This window comes from Metabacillus sp. KJ11-3, assembly GCF_055808295.1.
In genome coordinates this window covers 2,816,521-2,838,316 of the sequence record NZ_CM147865.1, presented here as the reverse complement: position 1 = coordinate 2,838,316, position 21,796 = coordinate 2,816,521, and the positions used below count along the sequence as shown (strand labels likewise).

Genomic DNA, 21,796 nt, shown 5'->3' with positions numbered 1-21,796 from the left:
TAGGAAGTTGATGATGTCGAAACGATACTTTTATATTATGCTCATTTTAAATATGCTCACAAATATTGTCGCATATGTTCCAACTGTTTTAATTGAAAACAGAAGTAAGGGTGCTTTACTTGGCATGTTTATCAGTCTGCCGATTGGAATGTTACTTATATTCTATTTTGTAAAATATATCAGTAAATTTCCGGAACAGGGTATACCTGAAATTCTCGAAAAGTATACACAAAAATGGTTTCGGTTTTTTTATTTATTTTTTCAGGGGTTATTATGGTTTATTGCCGGCTTTGTAACGTTAACCATATTTACACATATTTCAAAACAATATATCAACCCAGAATTAGACGAACTGGTCATTATGCTTTCCTTTTTGGTCATTATCTTCTTTGGAGCATTAATGCATTCTAAACACATTCTGTATGCTATAGAAATCATTTTATTATTAAACCTCCCTTTTATTGCGTTTATCATATTTAAATCTTATACAAACAATGAAATTATTTGGGATTCAGCCCGTGTTGCACTAACATACTATCAGGAAATCCCGAATTTTGAAACGATATCAACAGCATCGTTTGTTTATACTGGATATGCAAATCTTGTTATTTTTAATCGATACTTTAAAGAGGTGAAAGTTGGATTCTCGATTTTTATTTTAAGTTTTCTTGGTTTCATTACTTTAGTTACTACTTTTTTCATACCTATCGGTGTGCATGGATTTGACGGTGTAGGAATATACACGTTTCCTTGGATTGCCACAACTGAAGCTTTAAGGATAGAACTTGGTTTTATTGAACGGGTAAGTTTTTTATTCTTAGGTTTGTATATTAATATTTCAATTGCGAGTGTAACATTGCATTGGCATGTTGGGATGGAGCAGTTAAAGTCGATTTTTCCCAGCATTAAGATAAAGAAAAGAGATTTTACACCAATGATCATATTGGTTATTTTTTCTTTATTGGGATTAATCAGCCAATTCTTTCTTGATGTTGAGATGGTTGGAAGGATAGCAAAATCTTGGATGATGATCTTATTACCTGCACAAGTAATGGGCATCGTTTTATTAAAAGTCATTTTAAAAGAAGGGACAAGGCGGCAAAATGAAAAAAGTACTAGTATGGTTTATGTCATGTTCTATCTTCTTTTTTTCGGGTTGCGGTTACAAAGATATCGACAAGAGATATTTTGTCGTTTCGATAGGTGTAGATAAAGGTCAAAACGATATGTATGAAATATCCTTAAAACTAGCAGTTCCAAGCAGTGATGTGAAAACAGGAAGCAATGAAGCTGAGATTTTGACTGAATCAGCACAAACGGTATCTGAAGCTGTTAGAATGATAAAATCCAAAGTTGATAAGGAACTTGACTTTGGTCATGCCAAGATGATTATATTCGGTAGTTCGTTAGTCAAAGAAGATTTATCGAATATTGTAGATTGGTTTAGCAGAAGAAGAGATATACAAGAAATCGCATGGACGGCTATCGGGAGTCCCAGTGCAAAAAAATCCTTGAAGCAAAACCTATGGGGGAAAGACTTCCTTCAAATTCTTTGTTTTTAACATTTGGACATGAAGGCACAGAAACGCCATATATTAGTTCTGTTTATTTATATAAATTAATCAGACTTCGTAATGAACGGGGAATTGATCCGATATTACCAATTATTGATGCGGGTGAGCAAAATTTTTCAACAAACCGGTTAGCTGTTTTTTCTGATGCAAAACAAGTTCTACTATTGGAAGGGGAACAAACAAAGTACTTTAATATGATCACCAATAATACATCAAAAACAGAAATAAAAGTAGAAAAAGAAAATCAAGCACCATATTTTGTTTTCTCGACTGATCAGGTTCGAACTACATATGAAATTCAATCTGAAAATAAGACAACAAACATAGAAATTGATATTAAAATAAGCGGAGTCGTAGAAGAATCTTTTGATGTGTTAGATGATCAGAAAAAAATGGAATATGAAAAAAATATCGAAAAAGAAGTAACAAGTCAAATGGAAGATATATTACGTTTATTTCAAAAGGAAAAAGTTGATCCAGTCGGGTTTGGATTAAGGTACCGCGCATTACATACAGGAAAGGAATCCGCAAAGATGGAGGACTGGGAACGTATTTATCCATTAGCTGATATAAAGGTGAATACACAAGTGAAAATGAAAAATGTTGGAATCATTCAGAACCAAGAAGGATATCCGGAATAACAGTATAATTTATTTGAAATGAACAGTATGGACAACTTACTCATTTTGTTATTACTTCATATGAAGAAATGAACACAAAAAAGGAGTTGATTCATTTGATGCAAATAGGTACAGTTAAGCCCCACCACGCACATCGTTTTGAAGTGAAAACATCGGTATCGAAAGAGCATGATCATCTATTAAAGGGATTTACATTAACTGTAAATGGAAATAGCTTTGATCGTCATCGCCATTACTTTAGAGGTGTGACGATGAGTACGAAGAACCATTATCACCGCTTTTATGGAGAAACGGGTCCTGCAATACCTTTAGAAAATGGTGGCCACTATCATTTGTTTGAGAGCCGTACATATTATAACTATGATGAGGCTGTTTTATCACAGTATGGTGGTGTATTGTACGGGAATAGTGAACGTCCGAAACATGATCACACGTTTTCTGGTCGAACGCTTGATATAGTTGGAATGGATCCATTTTTTAGACGTTTTTTAGAAAACTGCTAAAAGGATAAAGAAGGAAGGGATTTAGCCAAGCGGATAAATCCCTAACATGTTATCTGTATATTTTTGAACCCCACTCAGCAAATTCCTTTGCTTTTTCTTCCATACCCTTTTTACGAATTTCTTCATCTGAATCTAGATTATAGACTTTATTTTTAATATCATGAGAAATTCTCATTGAACAAAACTTTGGTCCGCACATTGAACAAAAGTGAGCTGTTTTTGCTCCTTCAGCTGGTAATGTTTCATCATGATATTCCATTGCTCTTTCAGGATCAAGAGAAAGATTGAATTGATCATGCCATCTAAATTCAAACCGTGCTTTTGAAAGCGCATCATCTCGTTGTTGGGCGCCTGGATGCCCTTTGGCTAAATCGGCGGCATGTGCAGCGATTTTATAAGCAATAACTCCTTCCCGAACATCATCTTTATTTGGTAAGCCAAGATGTTCCTTAGGTGTCACATAGCATAACATTGCAGTTCCAAACCAACCGATCATGGCTGCCCCTATCGCTGAAGTAATATGGTCATAGCCTGGGGCGATATCAGTTGTTAGCGGTCCTAAAGTGTAAAAGGGAGCTTCTTGGCAAATCGTTTGTTGCTTCTCGACATTTTCTTTAATTAAGTGCATAGGAACATGTCCAGGTCCTTCAATCATGACTTGAACGTCATACTCCCAAGCAATTTTTGTTAGCTCACCTAGTGTTTCGAGTTCTGCAAACTGTGCTTCGTCATTTGCATCAGCAATTGAGCCGGGGCGTAACCCATCACCTAATGAAAGGGCAATATCATATGCTGATAAAATTTCACATATTTCACGAAAGTGAGTATACAAGAAATTTTCTCTATGATGAGCTAAACACCATTGGGCTAAAATGGAACCTCCTCGAGAAACGATTCCTGTTGTCCGGGTAGTAGTAAGAGGGATATAGTGCAAAAGTACACCTGCATGAATAGTGAAATAGTCGACACCCTGCTCTGCTTGTTCAATAAGTGTGTCACGATACACTTCCCATGTTAAATCCTCGGCAATTCCACTTACCTTTTCTAATGCCTGGTAAATTGGTACGGTACCAACTGGAACAGGAGAATTACGTATGATCCATTCTCTTGTTGTGTGAATGTTTTTTCCAGTTGATAAATCCATAATCGTATCTGCACCCCAGCGAATTGCCCATGTCATTTTTTCAACTTCCTCATCAATTGAAGAAGAAACAGCAGAATTTCCGATATTTGCATTAATTTTCACATGAAAGTTTTTTCCGATAATCATCGGTTCACTTTCAGGATGATTAATATTTGCGGGTATAATGGCGCGGCCACAAGCAACCTCATTTCGAACAAATTCAGGATCCATTTGCTCGCGAATCGCGATAAACTCCATTTCCGGTGTAATCATTCCTTGTCGTGCATAATGAAGCTGGGTAACTCTTTTACCTTGTTTAGCTACAAGTGGAGTTATAGCTTCTGATGGGAATACATCGGATGTTTCGGGAAGTTTTGTTCTATACCCGTTATCTTCTGGTTTCGTTTTCCGACCTGCATAATGTTCAACATCTTGTCGACTTTTAATCCAATTTTCTCTTATTCTACGTAGCCCCTTCGAAATATTTATTTCAGCATTCTGGTCTGTATAAGGTCCACTCGTATCATATACCTGTATAGGTGGATTCTCTTTTTTCTCGAGAGTATTAATCGTTGCTCCTTGTGAAATTTCCCTCATAGGTACTTGAATGTCAGGATGACTACCTTGTACATAAATTTTCTTGCTGCCCGGGAAAGGTTTCTTTACCGTAATCTTCATCTAAATCTCCTCCTAGAAATTCATCTACTTGATTGAAACGGAAGAATAAAAAAACGGGTTCTGAAATTCAGAACCCGTTCGGTAGATGTAGGAAATATAATAAAAGGGGTGCATACAAAACCCTTTTTTAGTTTATTCCCACTTCCCTACGCTGGTATCATCCAGATCAGGTTCAAAGGGTCAAAGAACTTCGAACGCGTTCTTCTCTCAGTCCAGGCTAATGGACTCCCCTAGTAGATAATGGTAATTTGGTTTTAAACAAGGTTAATCATATCACAGTAAAGAGGTAAGTCAACAGAATCTTTTGTACTATCTGAATGTTTTGAAATACATGAAGACTTTCTCTCATATATGAGTGAAAGCCTGACATTTTTTGAAACTATGTTAGTAAGTTTGAACGATAGACAGCATTTTGCGTCTATTTTATAGGTTAAAGGGACTTTTCTACTAACGATGTATGTAATTTCTTCATTCGAACCATCCATTCCTCAGAAAGAACATCTAATGATAAGATCTTTTCAATTCTTTTAATATTATTTTTTTCATGAAAATAAGTATGATGGATGGTGCTAATTGATATTTCCTCTGAATGTTTTTCCAGTAATTTGATAGAGGAGTTAGAATGAATTACTCCTTCTTCTAACACGCGAAAAAAATAACCTGTGTGGCCGTGTTCAACAATTTTATTTAAAAGGGTGTGAATGTTTGTGTATTTATTAATAGTAGAGCATGGGAATCTTCCCTGAGAAACCTGAACAATTGCATCACCGATTTGAAAAATATCACCAACACATACATCTTTTTCTGTCATTCCAGTTAATGTAAGGTTTTCACCAAATGCTGCTTTGGGTAGCGTAGTTTGATAAAGCTGTTCCCAAAACCCATAATGTTCAAATGCATATACGCAAATCACCCGTTCAGAACCACCATGAAAATCATGATTTTCAACATCATCACCGATAATTCCATTTGACATGACCTTTAATTCATTTACTTGATGTTTTGCGATACCTGACTTGAATTCTTTTCCTTTATAAGTAAGGGTAGAGGGTGTTCCCTTACTTAACCAAACAATTTCTCGATCCAAAATATCACTTCCTTTATAAAATTCTATATTCGAGCTGGAAAGATAGAGGGGACTAAATCCTGATTTCTGATAGGATAAAAAATACATCAAGGTTTCCCATTGATGTATTTCCTGCTTATTTCATATGATTACTAATATTTTTCTATTTGCTTACTTGTAGTTTTGCATTCAGTCATTTTTATATTCAATAATTCATCTAAGTATTGACTTGCAATTAATGTTCGATGTGAATTTAAACCATTTTCTCTGGCAATCAAAAACATTTTGTTTCGATATTCTTCTATTAGGGTATCTAGTGTTTTCACAATGAACACCTCACAGTAAACATCTAGGTAAAATGAACCTAGTACCTTTATTATCTGTTAATATTTAAAAAAGTAAATAGATTACTGTGTTTTTTTCCTATTTTCGCAAAAAAAAGTCGAAATACTATATTTAGAACCTAAAAGTAAGTGGGATACAGTTCTTGTGTTGGGAAGTAGAAGGTGATGGGGAGGGTGTAATGATGTGTATATGGGAAATGTTCTGTAAAGAGGAATTGAATATATATAAACGCTACAGGAGGTTGATAAATTACTGTAGCGTCAATTTTACTATTACTAAAATCATCACCTTTTTAAGGATGATCCTATAAGAAAAACCAAGGATTTCTCCTGTATACCTATGTGGGAAGCCTATGGTAATCAATGTCCTCCACGTCCATATCTGAATTGTGCATTTAACTGACCTTGAAGCATCTTTTTCCGGACATCTGCTTCACTTTCCCTTTTCCTTTCTTTTAATCGCATTTCCTTTAAGATTTCTGTTGTTTGTACACCATCCTCTCGTTTATCAGCAATGTCCATCAATGTTTCAATATCGGAAAACGAATATTTACGCGTACCACGATCATTTCGATACGGGGCAATTAATTTTCTTTCTTCATAATAACGAATTTGTCTCAAAGTTAATCCGGTTAGTTCGCTTACTGTTCCTATTGAAATCACCTTTTTATCCTTATAAGAGCGGTCTTGATGATTCAATATCTCCACCCCTTAAACATTTCTTTTTACAAGTATATCCTGTTTTGTTATTAATAACTTCTGTTATGTCAGAAATTCTAACATGGAAATATACTTTTGTAAAAAAGATGTGAGGTTTTTTTACGGTAGGAGTGAATAAAACATAGTTCGAGGTAAAAGAGCATATGCTTAGTTAAGGATATTTAACATTAGAGGATAGATTTTCTATGTAGTTCTTCTTCATCGTTATAGGACTTACTATTTATTTGAAAATAGATATGCTCTGTAAGGTTTTGAAGGAAGGATTTCGGGAATAAAGAAGTAACCTCTTCGTATTGATCTTTACGTGTATTGTAGGAGGTTAAAGTCAATAATTTTCCTTTTTCAATAATCATCATATATAGTTGTTGGTTTTTTGGTTCAGCTAAATTAAGATAATAAACCTTTGTTTGAGAAAGATGTTGTTTCAAAGCAATCACTTTAATTGTCATTCGTTTCAACTCCATGTGTTATTGAAACTATTCTCGACAAAGTTTTGAAAATTTAATCAAATTTATCCCCCTTAATGGGCAGTAAAACTCTTAACGAAAGATTCGAGTGAAGCAAAGAAGTCTAGTGGGAGGTAATTTACCCGTAAAAATCGGACGAAGGACAGGAAGTCCAAGTCAGGCTAGACATAAAGATGTGACTTTTTGAGTGTGAAAAGTCTCGCTAACCATCAGTGGAGATGAGAACATCCACGCTGATGGGAGTCTCACTTAATACAATCTTAATATCTTTAAAGAAAATCTTAACATTGCGTTAACTGTCGCATAACAATTTTGAGGTAAATTTAAATATGTAAAAAATAAAATGGAGTTGAGTGCTATGAGCAAAATGTTACAAACTGCACTTGAGGAGCAAAGAAATTACTATTCACAAAAACTAATGGCAATTGGCGTTTATAATAGCCAGGTAATGAATAAAATGACATTAACCGAATTGAAAAATGAGTATAATTATTTTTATCACAACATCCCAAAGGTAAAGAGAAAGGCTTCTACAACCTGAGGACTCCTTATTAGGTGGAGTCCTTTCCTTAATTGATCATCTTAATAAAAAAATCAGTTAATTCCTTCGATATGTTTTTATCATTTTTTCGGCCTTCTTTTGCAAATTCTCCTAGTGTGTTTATGCTTGATTCAATATAATGCAACAGGGTTTTGGAGGTGAAGTTTTGTCCCGATTGTTTCTGAAGAATGACTTTTTTCATTTCCTCTTCAATAACTGGGGTGACATGACTCGTATGAAAAATGTGTAAGCCGATATGCGGAAAATCATCTTTTTCAATAATCCAATAACAAAGTTGCAAAGGTTTTAAGACGGACAAATACATTTTAGCTGAACAATGGTCAGCTTGTTTTAAACGTGTGTAATTTTTTTTAGCCATACTAAGATAATGATGTAGTACAGAATAAGGTGAAAACGATTGACTAGCTAAGCTTTTTAATTTTTCGGTAAACATTACATTGTTTCGATAAATGATAGGTGAATAAAGCCATTCCATAAGAGTAGGGTTTGATTTATTCAGTAATCGCAAGGCCTTCTTGAGATCCCATCCAACAACTTCAAAGCTATTAAACGAACTTTCTATAACATCTCGACCTTCATATAATTGCAAATACCATTCTTTTTCATGCTTATAAATGCATCTAATATCATAATCGCTTTTCTTTTCATGTAAATTCCATGCTCTACTTCCTGATTCACAAGCGAATAAAATGTGTATTTTTTCTTGTTTTTCTATTTTATATAAGATATTTTGTATCTCCTTGTACATGGCTTTAACCCCATTTCTGTCTGCCTATTATTATAATTACATACTTTTCTTATTTAAAACCTTCAAATTTAGTTTAAATAATAGTAAAATGAAAAAGGAGTGCTGTTTTTTTATACTATTAGGCTTTTTTATTAGGATTTTGTTCCACCCAAAATTCCTAATAATCATTTTACTTTGGCTAATTTTAAACAAGAGGGCGATGGGATGAGATCATTTACTGAAGAAGAATTACAGAATGCATTAGATTTGTTTCGAGTTTTTGCAAGGGCTTTCAAAAGTGTATCTGAGCATTCTATCCGTGATAGTAAGGAACATGGGTTTAATCCAACAGAATTTGCTGTTTTGGAGTTATTGTTTACGAGAGGTCCGCAAAAGCTGCAACAAATTGGTTCAAGACTGCTGTTAGTTAGTGGAAATGTTACGTATGTGATTGATAAGCTTGAAAAAAACGGCTACATTTATCGCGAACAGGATCCAAAGGATAAACGTTCGATCTATGCGAAATTAACTGATAAAGGCCAATCATACTTAGATGAAATCTATCCGATTCATGCAATTCGGATAGCACGTGCATTTTCTGGTTTAAGTGCTGAAGAACAGGCAGAATTGAAAGCGTTATTAAAGAAGGCTGGAGTACATAGCCAGCATTTACTATTTAGGTAGATTACTAAAAAGTTTGATTGTAAACGTTTACCTATAAGGGAGTGATCATTATTTAATGGTCACTCTCTTTTTTTTGTTGCTTAGGAAACAAAGGCACTTGTGCCTTTGTTCTGTCCTTAATACAAAGATAGGCGTCGAAATAAAAATCCATTCATGTCTGCTTATTGCTTGGATGTTAATAGAAGAATGGATTGATTTAAATTTGTTAAAACTAGAAATTATTACCTAAATGCTGATTAGAACATAAGGGTTGTACATAAAGCAGTTGGAATGTGAGGGAACGGGATGAAGATTAGCCATTTTTCAATTAATAGACCTGTGTTTACCATTGTAACAATGCTTTTAGTAGTAATATTAGGTACTGTATCAGTGATAAAGATACCGTTAAAGTTGATACCGGAAATAAACCCGCCTATCGGAGTGGTTGTTACCAATTATGAGGGTGCTAATCCAAAGGAAGTGGTAGAAGAAGTCTCTAAACCGTTAGAAGAAGCACTATCAACTGTTCAAGGTATTGACACAATAACGACCACATCACAGGAAAATGCAAGCCTTGTTATCTTGAAATTTAATTGGACAACACATATCGATGATATTCAAGATGAAATTCGTACAAGAATGGAGGATGCACCTTTACCGGATGATGCAGGGGAGCCGAGGTTTTTAAAATTTGATCCTTCTCAATTTCCGATCATACAGCTTTCTCTTTCATCATCACAAGATACAGAGCATCTTCAGAATTTAGCGGGGGAGTTAGAACAAGAATTAAGTAAAACGGAAGGTGTAGCAAGTATTAACCTTTCAGGGTTACAAACGGATGAAGTAAGTGTAAAGCTTGATCAACATAAGCTGGAACAATACTCACTTAGTCAATCAGAAATTGTTGATACAATTAGAGCTAACTCTATCTCAACACCTGGAGATCCAGTCGTATCTGAGGGAAAACAGTTAACAACAAGAGTTATCAGTACGATCGATTCCATTGATGTATTAAAAAGTTTAATTGTGAAGAAAGATTCTGCAACTGGCGACAATATTACGGTTGGAGATATAGCGGATGTTGTAATGGCTAAAGAGGAATCTAATACCATAACACGTGCCAATCAAAACCCGTCTTTGCTAGTTAGTATCTTACAGCAATCTGATGCAAATACAGCTTCAGTTTCTGATGCCTTTCATGAGAAATTGACAAATATCCTTTCTGAGGAGAAATATGAATCCATTAATGCGGATATCATTTTTGATCAAGGAGAATATGTTGATCAAGCGATTGGAAATATGTTTAATACCCTAATAATAGGCGGAATTTTGGCCATGGTTATTCTTTTTGTTTTTTTGAAAAGCATGAAAAGTCCTCTAATTATTGGAGTGGCAATTCCATATGCTGTTATCGTGACATTTATTCTCATGTATTTTGCGGATTTTACGTTAAACATTATGACTCTAGGTGGGTTAGCTCTTGGAATCGGGATGCTTGTCGACAATGCCATCGTGGTTATCGAAAATATTTATCGGCATCTCTCAATGGGGAAAAGACCAAAAGAGGCAGCATATCAAGGAGCAAAAGAAATTGGTCCTGCTATTATTGCTTCTACTTTAACAACTGTTGCGGTATTTATACCTGTCGTCTTTATTACAGGTATTATCGGTGATCTTTTTACAGAGTTTGCTTTGACAATCGCTTTTAGTTTGTTTGCATCTTTATTTGTTGCCTTGACAATCGTTCCCATGCTTGCAGGTCAACTATTAAGAAACCCTTCCAAAAACATAGAAAAGGTTCGTAGAGAGTCTACATTTATGCATTCTCTAGACAATGCTATTAAATGGTCCTTGCGTAATCGTACAGTTATGTTATGTATAACGTTAATCGTTTTTGCAGGAAGTGTATACGGTTTAACTAGAGTTGGCACAGTATTTTTACCAAATACTGATGAAGGGTTTTTTACAATTGACGTTGAACTAGAAAATGGATCATCCTTATCAGAAACCTCAAAAGTAGTAACAGCGATCGAAGAAGAGCTTGAGGAAGAAGACGGTGTTGATTTATATGTTAGTCTGATTGGCACAACACAGGAGGAATCCTTTAGGGGTACAGGAAGAACAAATATTGCTGAAATATACGTGAAACTAAAAGATCTGGATTCTCGAATTGTTACGACATTTGATTTGATCGATAATGTTCAAAAATCATTTGGGAATGTAGCAAGGAGAGAAAATAAAACCGCTAAGCTCTCATTTCATACTCAATCTTCAACAGGATCTACACCTAACACGTTAACATTTCATGTAAAAGATACGAATGAAACGCGTTTAAAAGAATCTGTTGCACAAATTGATAAAGCGCTTGTAAAGTTGACAGATGTTGAAGAATTATCAAATGATCTTACAGAAACTGTTGAAGAAATTCAGATTACAGTTAACAGAGATAAAGCACTTGATAACGGCTTATCACCAGTCCAAATCGGGATGGTCGTAAATGATGTAACGAGAGGTACAGATGCGATACAGATGACAAATGAACAGGATCATGAGATGTATATGGTAAATGTCAGGTATGATGAGTCTGTACCCGAGGATGTTGATGCTTTAAAGGGTTTACTAATTAAAAAACCAGATAATAGCTTTGTAGAACTTGGGGATATATCCACAATTCAAGTTGAAGAAGGACCTGTATCCATTCAAAGAATAGATAAGCAACCTGCCGTACAATACACAGTAAGATATAGTAATTCAACAAACTTAGGTGATTTTTCAGAATTAGTTGATAAAGAAATTAAAGATCTGGATTTACCTGAAGAAACAGACATTAGTTTTAGTGGCGATCGAGAGTTGCTAGAGTCAACAAAGGATGATATGTTACTTGCCTTTATTATGGCGATTATTTTTATTTACATTGTCATGGCTGCACAGTTCGAGTCCTTTAAATATCCATTTGTAATTATGTTTACTGTACCCTTAATGCTAATAGGAGTAGCTGTAGCTTTAACTGTAACAAAATCTCCAATTAGTTTAACAGTCTTAATTGGTCTTATTGTGTTAGCTGGCATCGTTGTAAATAATGCAATTGTGATCGTCGACTTCATCAATCAGAAAAAGGCACAAGGTTTCAAAACATATGATGCACTAGTGGAATCAGTAAGAGTAAGGATTCGTCCAATTCTAATGACAGCATTGACGACTATATTGGGATTGGTACCTTTAGCACTTGGCTTGGGTGAGGGTGCAGAAATCAATCGACCTATGGGGATAACGGTTATTGGAGGTTTAATCTCAAGCACATTTCTATCACTATTCATCATTCCGATTGTCTATAGTTTAGTTGATCGTGAAACAAGAAGAATGAATAAAAAATACGTTACACCAGAGGGGTATCTTGTATCACCCTATCGAATAGAAGATCCAATTTTCCATCAAAATGAACAATATGATTCAAAGAAAGAAGAATTGCCTGGACCCTCTAAATTTGACAAAGATGATATGGTCAATATGCTTGAACAAATGATAGATATTGTGAAGGATAAAAAGAAGTAAAGCAAAGTTGGTAGTCAATGTAGACTGTCAACTTTGTTTTACTTTTATATCTTAGTGTGTGAAATGTTGAAAGACAAAAAGAAAAGAAACCTAGTCAGAATGTCTCTCATAGAGCAGATGAAAGAAAAAAAGGAAACGAAACCGAATCAAAATGTCACTCATCATAAATCATATGAAAACAATCCAGGAAAGAAACGTGAAACGTCCTTAATGTCCAACCAAGGAATAATAAAGCCTTCTTATTGCACATTGTTGATTTGGTCAATTATTGTTCTTAGCGTTTTATCCTGAGGAGATTCAAAATAATCTTGAAAAGGACAACCGATTGTTTTTGATCGGTGAAGCACCTCATCAATTGTAAATTGTTCTACTGACAAGTGTTCATTTATTTCATCCCAAAAAAGGGGTGATGCAATAAATGCTCCTTCTTTTTCCCTCGGAGAGAGTAGGGGGCGATAATGGTCTTGCCTTCAGCATGTTGAATATAGTCTAAATAAAGTCGGTTACCACGATTTTTTTTCATCCGTTCAATCGTAAAATCTTCAGGAAAACTTGTAACAAGAAACTGAGCGATAAATTCTGTGAAAACACGAGTTTCCTCATAAGTAAATGAATTTTTGGTAAGTGGTATATGAATTTGCAACCCTTTATTTCCTGACAATTTAGGAAATGTCTTAAGTTGAAATTGATCAAAAATTTTTTTCATTTCTAATGCAGCTTTTATCGCTAAAGAGAAATTTTCTCTGGAAGGTGGGTCCAAGTCAAAAACAATTTCGGTTGGGTGTGCTGTATCAATGGTCTGGAATGGAACATGGAACTCAAATGCTAGTTGATTTCCTAACCACATCAATGTTGAAAGATCTTCACAAATAATATACTCGATTCCTTCATGTTTACTTGTTTTTATAAAGGAAGGAGCATAATCAGGACAGTTTTTTTGATAAAATGCTTCACCAAACATTCCATGTGGAAAACGAATAACTGTAAGTAGTCGTTTTCGTAAAAAAGGTAGCATTAATGGTGAGATTTGATAAAGATAACTTAAAAATTTCTCTTTCTTAACATCAACCGTTTCCCACAATGGTTTATCGGGATGTGTAATGGAAATCTCGTCACGAATAGGCGCTGTTTTAATCAATAATTGATCCCATGTGCAATCATCGATATGGACATCAAATCGAAATGATGAAAAAGAAGGTTCACGTAATTGATTTTTATAAAGAGATAAAAATTGAATTTCTACAACAATAGCTGGTTCTATCTCAATAAAGGAGGTTGTTTCAGTTGTTTTATTTTCACGTACTATTGTTAATAGTGCTTCCCGCTCGGTACTTGATATTCCATGTGAGAACACCCCTAATGGAACAACTTGTTCCTTTTGAAAAACTCCAACATGAAAATATCCATTTTCTTTGTAATAACCCGTAATAAAAAAGTTTGCATATTTATAGTTTTTAATTTTTAACCATTGTTGTGTACGCATCCCTGCTTCCCATTTGCTTTTTAATTGCTTGGCAATAATCCCTTCTCCATTTTCAAGACGAATTTCTCCCCACAACTTAGAATAGTTCGTTGTATAAGGAACATACTGTAAAAGATTGGATGAAACGGGAGTTACATATCCAGTTTCTAACGTTTTAAATAATACATGAAGCAGTTGTTTTCGTTCATTAAGTGACTTTGTGAATAGAGTTTCTCCGCTTATTTCCAAAAGGTCAAAGGCAAGAAATCGGCACGGACGTTTTTGTGCTTCATTTCCAATTTTGTCCTGATTTTTTAATCTCCCTCTAATTTGAAGTTGTTCGAAATCCGAGAAATGTGTTGAGATAAGGCAGACGATTTCACCATCCAAAATTAGGGGCAAATGTGGTTTTAAAGTGTCCTTCATTCTCTCAAGTTCTGAAATGATTTCGGGGAATTGCTTGTTTAATGATTTTTCATTCCGGCTCATTAATTCAATTGTTGAATCTGTTACATATAAGATAGAACGAAATCCATCATACTTGGTTTCATATATCCAATCAGAACCTGTAGGAATATCAGTATGTAATGTTGGGAGCATTGGTTTCAAAGAGCATCATCCTTCAATATTTATACTATTTTCTTTATCATTAATATGATCAAATTCGTGACGATTCATGAAAGGAGAATCCAAATTGTGAAAAAAGCTGTGTTCCTTGATCGAGATGGTGTCATTAATGAGGTGTTAAGTAACCGTGTAAAATTCGTTAACAAGCCGGAGCAAATGCATTTATTAGAAGGAGTTGCTGAAGGAATAAAACTCTTAAACAACGCAGATTATCTTGTCTTTGTGGTGACAAATCAAGGTGGTGTTGGTTTAGGGTATATGAAGGAAGGTATGCTAAGGAAGGTTCATGAAAAAATGAAGGGCGATATAGCAAAAAATGGAGGGAGAATTGATGATATCATCTATTGTCCACACAAACCGAACTCTGGTTGTGCATGTCGAAAGCCAGAGCCAGAAATGCTTTATACATTAGCGGAAAAACATGAGGTAAATTTGAAGGGAAGTTATATGGTAGGAGATCGGGATGTTGATATATGGGCTGGCAAACAGGCAGGCACCAAAACGATTCTAATTGGTGATAAAGAAGGATTAGCTGATGCCCAATTTCCTTCATTATTAATGGCAGCTCAATGGATTATCACTCAATGACGAGCAATCAACATGAATTTGATTGCTCTAATTAGGAGAAATAATGATGATTGATTCATAATACATATTGCAACAATATTTTGAAGGTGATATTCTGAATGGTATAGAAAGCGTTTGCATTTGAAAGTCTGTATGGAGAGGATACGTTTTTACTTTCTTTTTTTAATGTGCAATCGTTTTCGCAACAAATGACAGATTTAAAGGGGAGGCAAAGGAATTTGAAGAGGTCAAATTTGAGAGCGTTATCTTTGTTGGTTGTATTTTCTTTCGTTTTACAACTATTTTTGGCATTTCTTCCTTATGAAAGCGTTAGCGCAGAAGTGACGAGTCCACTAATCAATGATGATGGGACTGTTACATTTTTATATGAGGGGGAAGCAACATCTGTTAAGATTGCAGGCAGCTTTACAGATTGGCAAAATGGAGCTATTAATATGACAGAAGAATCAGATGGAATATGGACTCTAACGAAAGAGCTTCCAGAAGGAACTTATGAGTATAAGTTTATTGTAAATGAAGAATGGATAATGGATCCTTCTAACTCTAAACAAGCAAATGGGAATTCTGTATTTACAATAGGTGAACCGCCCGCATCACCTGTTATTAAAAGCCCGGTCATAAATGAGGATGGCACGGTTACTTTCAATTACGAAAGTAAAGGGGAAACCGCAATTTATGTAATTGGCAGCTTTAATAACTGGGATTTAACAACAGCTGTAGAATTGATAGAGAAAGATGGTATTTTTTCAACTACACTTTCAGGCCTTGAACCAGGTGAGTATCAGTATAAGTTTATTTTTAACAAGCGCAGTTGGGATGAAAACAGTGCAGATCCGCTGAATCCAAACGTAATAGATGGAAATTCAGCTTTCACAATTGAATCATCGGAGTCCGTTAAGGTTCAATCTGCATTAATGGAGTCACTAAATGAAATTTTGGTTACAACAAATAAAGAATTTGGAAAACAAGAATTTGTGTTAACTGACAATAAAACTAATGAGGTCATTGATACCACAACAACAGTTTTAGGTGATAAAAAAGCAAAAATTACGATTGCTGATGGCAAAAATATTGATGTCCGGAACGTGTATGAAGTTTCATTGGGGCAATCAGAAGGTCAAATAGTAACGATGCGTAATGTCCTGAATGATGATCGTTTCTATTATGATGGAGATGATTTAGGCTATACCTACTCTTCTAGCCAAACAACTTTTAAGTTATGGGCACCGACCGCAACAAAGGTAAATCTAGCAATCTATGATGAAGAAGGTACATATGAAGGTGCTTTTGTTAAGGACCACTCAGGTGGTAATGAAATAGACATGGAAAGAGCAAATAATGGTGTATGGTCTATCACGATAAAAGAAAACTTGAAAAATAAATATTATATGTACAAACTTGAATTCGCTGATGGAACGTCTCATTATGCTGTTGATCCATATGCCCGTGCAACGTCTGCAAATGGGCAAAGAGCAGCCATTGTTGACTTAGATAGTACAAATCCTAGTGGATTTGATCCAGCTGATAAACCAGCAATCGTGTCACCAGCGGATGCGATCATTTATGAACTCCATGTAAGAGATTTCTCGATTGATGAGCAATCTGGAATGGACAATAAAGGGAAATATTTAGCCTTTACAGAAACAGGAACAACAGGACCAAATGGGGTGAAAACAGGTGTTGATTCCTTAAAAGAATTAGGTGTGAATTACGTTCACTTATTACCAACTTATGACTTCGGTTCTGTAAATGAATTAACGGTTAATGATCCTAACTCCACAGACGCAAAATTTAACTGGGGCTATGATCCGATACATTTTAACGTACCAGAAGGATCTTATTCTACTGATCCTACTGATCCAACTAGTAGAATAAAAGAATACAAGCAAATGGTGCAATCTTTGCATGATAACGGAATTCGTGTCATTGCAGACGTTGTCTATAATCACACATATATGAACGAATCAACACAATTGGAAGGCAGTTCCCCATTTGACTTGATTGTTCCAGGTTATTACTATCGTACAGACGAAACAGGAAAAATGACAAATGGCTCTGGGACAGGAAATGAAGTAGCGTCAGAACGGCCGATGGTTCGTAAATACATTAAAGACTCTGTTCATTATTGGGCTACAGAATTTGGTATTGATGGCTTCCGTTTTGACTTAATGGGCTTAATTGACCAAAAAACAATGCAAGAATTAACAAAAGAATTGAAGAACAATGTAGATCCGAATGTGCTGATTTACGGTGAACCTTGGACTGGTGGTTCAACTAGCCTACCATCTTCAATGCAGCATGTAAAAGGATCGCAAAAAGATCAAGGCTATTCTGTTTTTAACGATAATATCCGTGGTGCCATTAAAGGGGACAGTGATGGAGCTGGGACTGGTTTTGCAACAGGTGCTGCTGGTAAAGAGGGAGATATCGTTGCCGGTATAAAAGGTGCAATCGATCAATTTACAAGTAAGCCTCAAGAAAGCATAACATATGTCACGGCACATGATAACTTAAACCTTTGGGACAAGTTAATGAGAGTAGCAGGTACAGATGGCGATCGCGAGTCAGAGCAATATGACCCTCATGCTGTGATCACAGAAGAAAATGCATTGAATAATGAATGGGTAAAACGCAGTCTATTAGCTAACGGCATCGTCTTAACTTCACAAGGTACTCCATTCCTTCATGCCGGAGAAGAAATGTTAAGAAGTAAATATGGTGTACACAATAGCTATAAGAGTCCTGATACAATTAACCAAATTCGTTGGGAATTAAAGAACGAATATCAATCTGTCTTTAACTACTACAAAGGCTTAGTAGAACTACGAAAAAAACACACTGCTTTTAAAATGGAGTCGAAAGAAAAAGTTGAAAAACACCTTCAAGTTCTCAAGCAGGATGAAAACATTGTTGCATACCAATTAAAGGATAATGCGAACAATGATACGTGGAAAAATATTGTTGTGATTTATAATGCAAATAAAACAACAAAAGAAGTAGCTCTACCAGTAAACGGAAACTGGAATGTTGTCGTTGACCATACTTCAGCAGGAACAGAGACAATACGTACAGTAAAATCAGACAAGGTATCTGTTGAAGGTCTTTCAATGATGGTACTGTATGATCAATCTGAAGCAGAATATATTCCTAAACCAACCAGTATTGAAGTAAATCCTGATACATTTGCCATTAACCCTGGTGACACGAAGGGTGTAACAGCATATGTAAAAGATCAAAACGGTCGTGTCATGCTTGGCGAAGAGCTTATTTGGTCAACTTCTGACAATGAAGTAGCAACTGTAGACAATGGAAGAGTGGTTGGAGTAGCAGAAGGTGTTGCTACCTTAAAGGTAAAGGCGGGTGACATTGAAGCTTCAATTGAAGTAACGGTTGAAACATTAGTTGCCGATACAATCACTATCGTAGGTAATGACTCTGTTTTCGAGACATATTCAACTCAGCTTTCTGCTCATGTTAAAGATCAATTTAATCAAGATATGCATCAGGCTAAAATATCATGGTCTTCATCAGATAAAACAATTGCTACAATTGATAACACAGGAAAGGTTACTGGGGCCAAACCAGGAAACGTAGTGATCACAGCTACCTCTGGTGATGCAGAAGCAACATTAGACATGGCTGTAAAGAAAAATGTAAAGCGTTATGTCCGCATTAAATATGTCCGTCCAGACGGAGATTTTACAGGTGATTTTGGAGCTTGGAACCTTTGGGTATGGAATACTGGTGTAAAAAACGATCAAATCGATTTTGAAACAATTGATGGTGATACAGCAGTAGCAAACGTTGAAATTGCTCCTGAAACAGAATCAATGGGATTCTTAATACGTAAAGGTACTGATTGGAATACAGCAAAAATTTCTCCTGACAGTGATGATCACAATATTCAAATTAACCGGGATGATATTATTACAAAAGTGACCGTTGTCACTGATGTCCCAGGACAAACAGTTGTACCATCTGTCAATGGACCTGTTTTAGAGGATGGAAATGTTACGTTCTATTATCGAGATGAAGAGTTATTCCAAAGTGATGAAATGCATTCAATCGAAGAAGTAAAAGTAAAAATCGGTGGAAAAGAATATCCATTAGAATATAATAAGGAAAATGAGTATTTTTCTTATAAACTTGAGGGTCTTGAGGAAGGAACTCATGAGTATACGTTCCTAGTTACAAAAGACGGTGAAACGGTCGAAGTAATTGATCCAAATAATATAAAGAATGGCAAGTCAACGATTATCTACACACGTCCAAATCTTACAATTAAGACAAGCGTTTCTCCCTCTGAAATCTCTTTTGATGAAAATGCGGTTTTACAAGTAGATGTAACATCTGGAGATAAGGTAAACATAAAAGAAATATATGCCGACTTAAGAGCACTTGGTGGCAAGGAAAAGGTTGAAATTGATCCAAATGTGGGCGCTGTTTCAATTGCTGCTAATCAATCCGTTACTGCGGGTGAAAAAGAGATTAAAATCGTCGTCATCGATGAGTTTGGTAACACGCATAAGCAATCAGTAAAAGTAACCGTTAAACCAGAGCAATCTGTTGGTGGAAAAATGAACTTTAATTGGGATGAAGCACGTATTTACTTTATGCTAACAGACCGTTTTAAAGATGGTGATCCATCTAATAATGGTAAGGAAGAATATGATCCAACTCATTCTGAAGCATATCATGGTGGTGATTTCCAAGGGATTATTGATGAATTAGATTATATTGATGACTTAGGAATCAATACAATTTGGATTTCGCCAATTGTCGATAATATTGAATTCAATAAAGGTTTAGATTTTAAAACCGCTGTAGGTCTTGAACCAAAGCAGTATGGTTATCATGGTTACTGGGCAAAGAATTTTACTACTTTAGATGAACATTTAGGGGATATGGAAACATTCCAAGAGCTTATTGAAAAAGCTCATGATCGTGGAATTAAAATCATGCTTGATGTAGTTGTAAATCATGCTGGATATGGAATGGATGGAGACATTTGGGATACATGGAAAGCTGATGCAGAAAATCTTCCTACAGAGGACGAATTAGCAATGTTTAATGGGATGTTACGAACTGTGGATGAGGACCCAACGGTAAGGGGAGAACTTGATAATCTTCCAGACTTCAAAACAGAAGATCCAGCTGTACGACAAAAAATCATAGATTGGCAAACAGATTGGCTTGAAAAGGCAAGAACAGATCGTGGAGATACAATTGACTATTTTCGTATTGATACAGTAAAACATGTTGAAGATGCAACATGGCAAACACTAAAAAATGAGCTAACTGCCATTGATCCGTCTTTCAAAATGATTGGAGAATATTGGGGTGCAAGTATAACAAATGACGGAGGTTACTTAGGTACAGGTCAAATGGATTCTCTGTTAGATTTTGATTTTAAAGAAAAAGCAAAAGCATTTGTAGATGGAAATATTGATAGTGTGGAAACTTATTTACAAGATCGAAACAATAAACTAACAAATTCAGCAACACTTGGCCAATTCCTAAGTAGTCATGATCAAAATGGCTTCTTGACAGAATATGTACAAGGGGATGTAGGAAAATTAAAAGTTGCAGCTGCTCTACAAATCACAGCAAAAGGTCAGCCGGTTATTTACTATGGTGAAGAATTAGGTAGATCTGGTAAGTCTGATTGGGAAAAAGATGCTGATGGAAATGTATTGGCATTTGGTCAAAATCGTGATGATATGCCTTGGGACCTTTATGAAAATGAGGATCCGGAAGCTATGGCTCTTCACAAACACTATTCTACTCTCTTAAATATCAGAGAAGATTACTCAAAAGTCTTTTCAAAAGGAACTAGGGAAAAAATAGCAGGTGGAGATGCAGAGAAATACATTGTTTTTAAGCGACAATATGATGATGAAAATATTTTGGTAGGTTTAAATACAGCAAACGAAGAAAAACAAGCAACTTTTCCGGTTGATTTTGCTGCTAATACAATATTAACAGACCTATATAATAACAAAGAATACGTTGTAAACGACAAGCAAGAAGTAACGATTATACTTCCCTCTAAAGACAACGGCGGAACTGCAGTATTGACGTATGCTACCGAAAAACCAGGAGACAATCCAGGAGAAAAACCAGGAGACAATCCAGGAGAAAAACCAGGAGGAGATACTGGAGATGTAAATTCAGAAAATTCCGGTAATAAGCCAGAGCATAAATCTGACGTAAAGTCCGGTAACAATCCTAGCGATAAACCGAATGACAGCAAGAAAGGCAACAAACCAGTTTCTTCGTCAAAAGAAGGGAACTATTTACCATTAACTGCATCTACTCATTACAACTGGTTAATAGTGGGAGTAATTATGATATTAATTGGAAGTGCTTATGTTTTTGTTCAAAGAAGAAGAGTAAAAAGGTAATTGAAAAGGCGAAATAAAACTTGGTGATTTGCACAACCACCAAGTTTTTTCGTTTTTGAGATATAGGGGATAAGACCCAAGTGGAAAATGATAAA

General features: G+C 35.4%; 17 protein-coding genes and 1 riboswitch. Of the genes, 9 read left to right on the top strand and 8 right to left on the bottom strand.

The annotated features are described in order from the left end of the window. Positions 1 to 10 precede the first annotated feature (10 nt). The 4 genes from AC0L8O_RS14405 to AC0L8O_RS14390 all read left to right on the top strand — a co-directional run bounded on the left by AC0L8O_RS14405 (position 11) and on the right by AC0L8O_RS14390 (position 2,718). Positions 11 to 1,213 (top strand): GerAB/ArcD/ProY family transporter, encoded by a 1,203-nt coding sequence (locus AC0L8O_RS14405; protein WP_473443245.1) that lies wholly within the window; start codon positions 11 to 13, stop codon positions 1,211 to 1,213. Continuing rightward, the gene (locus AC0L8O_RS14400; protein ID WP_473443244.1) at positions 1,104 to 1,562 is read left to right on the top strand and encodes a Ger(x)C family spore germination protein; all 459 of its coding nucleotides are present in this window, start codon (positions 1,104 to 1,106) and stop codon (positions 1,560 to 1,562) included. The genes AC0L8O_RS14405 and AC0L8O_RS14400 overlap by 110 nt, the downstream gene beginning before the upstream one ends. Then, the gene (locus AC0L8O_RS14395) at positions 1,526 to 2,215 is read left to right on the top strand and encodes a Ger(x)C family spore germination C-terminal domain-containing protein (protein WP_473443242.1); all 690 of its coding nucleotides are present in this window, start codon (positions 1,526 to 1,528) and stop codon (positions 2,213 to 2,215) included. Before AC0L8O_RS14400 ends, AC0L8O_RS14395 begins: the two co-directional genes overlap by 37 nt. 98 nt (positions 2,216 to 2,313) lie before the next feature. Further along, on the top strand, positions 2,314 to 2,718 hold the full coding sequence (locus AC0L8O_RS14390; RefSeq protein WP_473448897.1) for a YmaF family protein: 405 nt from the start codon (positions 2,314 to 2,316) through the stop codon (positions 2,716 to 2,718). 49 nt (positions 2,719 to 2,767) lie between these two features. Here the strand turns inward: AC0L8O_RS14390 and thiC are convergent, their stop codons facing one another. The 5 genes from thiC to AC0L8O_RS14365 form a co-directional block, all read right to left on the bottom strand. Beyond that, a complete protein-coding gene (thiC, locus tag AC0L8O_RS14385) occupies positions 2,768 to 4,519 on the bottom strand; it encodes a phosphomethylpyrimidine synthase ThiC (RefSeq protein ID WP_473443240.1) in 1,752 nt (583 codons plus the stop codon). Positions 4,520 to 4,645: 126 nt separating this feature from the next. Beyond that, positions 4,646 to 4,761: riboswitch (TPP riboswitch) on the bottom strand. A 188-nt stretch (positions 4,762 to 4,949) separates the two neighbouring features. Further along, complete coding sequence (locus AC0L8O_RS14380) at positions 4,950 to 5,606, bottom strand: MOSC domain-containing protein (RefSeq protein WP_473443238.1); 657 nt, start codon at positions 5,604 to 5,606, stop codon at positions 4,950 to 4,952. Between the two features lie 131 nt (positions 5,607 to 5,737). Then, on the bottom strand, positions 5,738 to 5,911 hold the full coding sequence (locus AC0L8O_RS14375; protein WP_473443237.1) for an aspartyl-phosphate phosphatase Spo0E family protein: 174 nt from the start codon (positions 5,909 to 5,911) through the stop codon (positions 5,738 to 5,740). A gap of 378 nt (positions 5,912 to 6,289) precedes the next feature. After that, positions 6,290 to 6,628 carry a MerR family transcriptional regulator gene (locus AC0L8O_RS14370; protein WP_034332213.1) on the bottom strand — a complete coding sequence of 113 codons (339 nt, stop codon included), beginning with the start codon at positions 6,626 to 6,628 and terminating at the stop codon, positions 6,290 to 6,292. Between the two features lie 188 nt (positions 6,629 to 6,816). Continuing rightward, positions 6,817 to 7,098, bottom strand: a complete 282-nt coding sequence (locus tag AC0L8O_RS14365) for a hypothetical protein (RefSeq protein ID WP_473443235.1) — start codon at positions 7,096 to 7,098, stop codon at positions 6,817 to 6,819. 376 nt (positions 7,099 to 7,474) lie between these two features. Here AC0L8O_RS14365 and AC0L8O_RS14360 point away from each other — a divergent pair, with 376 nt between their 5' ends. After that, positions 7,475 to 7,657, top strand: coding sequence for a stress protein (locus AC0L8O_RS14360; protein ID WP_473443233.1), 183 nt, complete (start codon positions 7,475 to 7,477; stop codon positions 7,655 to 7,657). A 28-nt stretch (positions 7,658 to 7,685) separates the two neighbouring features. Here AC0L8O_RS14360 and AC0L8O_RS14355 read toward each other — a convergent pair whose 3' ends face one another. Then, complete coding sequence (locus AC0L8O_RS14355) at positions 7,686 to 8,426, bottom strand: nucleotidyltransferase domain-containing protein (RefSeq protein WP_473443231.1); 741 nt, start codon at positions 8,424 to 8,426, stop codon at positions 7,686 to 7,688. Positions 8,427 to 8,630: 204 nt separating this feature from the next. On the opposite strand from AC0L8O_RS14355, the gene AC0L8O_RS14350 reads away from it, so the two are divergent. Next, positions 8,631 to 9,089: a MarR family winged helix-turn-helix transcriptional regulator gene (locus AC0L8O_RS14350; RefSeq protein ID WP_026559979.1), complete on the top strand. Its 459-nt coding sequence runs from the start codon at positions 8,631 to 8,633 to the stop codon at positions 9,087 to 9,089. A 285-nt stretch (positions 9,090 to 9,374) separates the two neighbouring features. Further along, on the top strand, positions 9,375 to 12,620 hold the full coding sequence (locus AC0L8O_RS14345; protein WP_473443229.1) for an efflux RND transporter permease subunit: 3,246 nt from the start codon (positions 9,375 to 9,377) through the stop codon (positions 12,618 to 12,620). Positions 12,621 to 12,859: 239 nt separating this feature from the next. Here the strand turns inward: AC0L8O_RS14345 and AC0L8O_RS14340 are convergent, their stop codons facing one another. Next, a complete protein-coding gene (locus AC0L8O_RS14340) occupies positions 12,860 to 13,009 on the bottom strand; it encodes a hypothetical protein (protein ID WP_473448896.1) in 150 nt (49 codons plus the stop codon). Beyond that, positions 13,006 to 14,682: a DNA ligase D gene (locus AC0L8O_RS14335; RefSeq protein ID WP_473448894.1), complete on the bottom strand. Its 1,677-nt coding sequence runs from the start codon at positions 14,680 to 14,682 to the stop codon at positions 13,006 to 13,008. Before AC0L8O_RS14335 ends, AC0L8O_RS14340 begins: the two co-directional genes overlap by 4 nt. A 96-nt stretch (positions 14,683 to 14,778) precedes the next feature. Between AC0L8O_RS14335 and AC0L8O_RS14330 the strand changes: the two genes are divergently transcribed. Both AC0L8O_RS14330 and pulA read left to right on the top strand, forming a co-directional pair. Next, positions 14,779 to 15,297 carry a D-glycero-alpha-D-manno-heptose-1,7-bisphosphate 7-phosphatase gene (locus AC0L8O_RS14330; protein WP_473443227.1) on the top strand — a complete coding sequence of 173 codons (519 nt, stop codon included), beginning with the start codon at positions 14,779 to 14,781 and terminating at the stop codon, positions 15,295 to 15,297. A 218-nt stretch (positions 15,298 to 15,515) separates the two neighbouring features. Continuing rightward, entirely contained in the window at positions 15,516 to 21,701 is a 6,186-nt protein-coding gene (gene pulA / locus AC0L8O_RS14325) for a type I pullulanase (protein ID WP_473443225.1), read from the top strand. Positions 21,702 to 21,796: the final 95 nt, after the last annotated feature.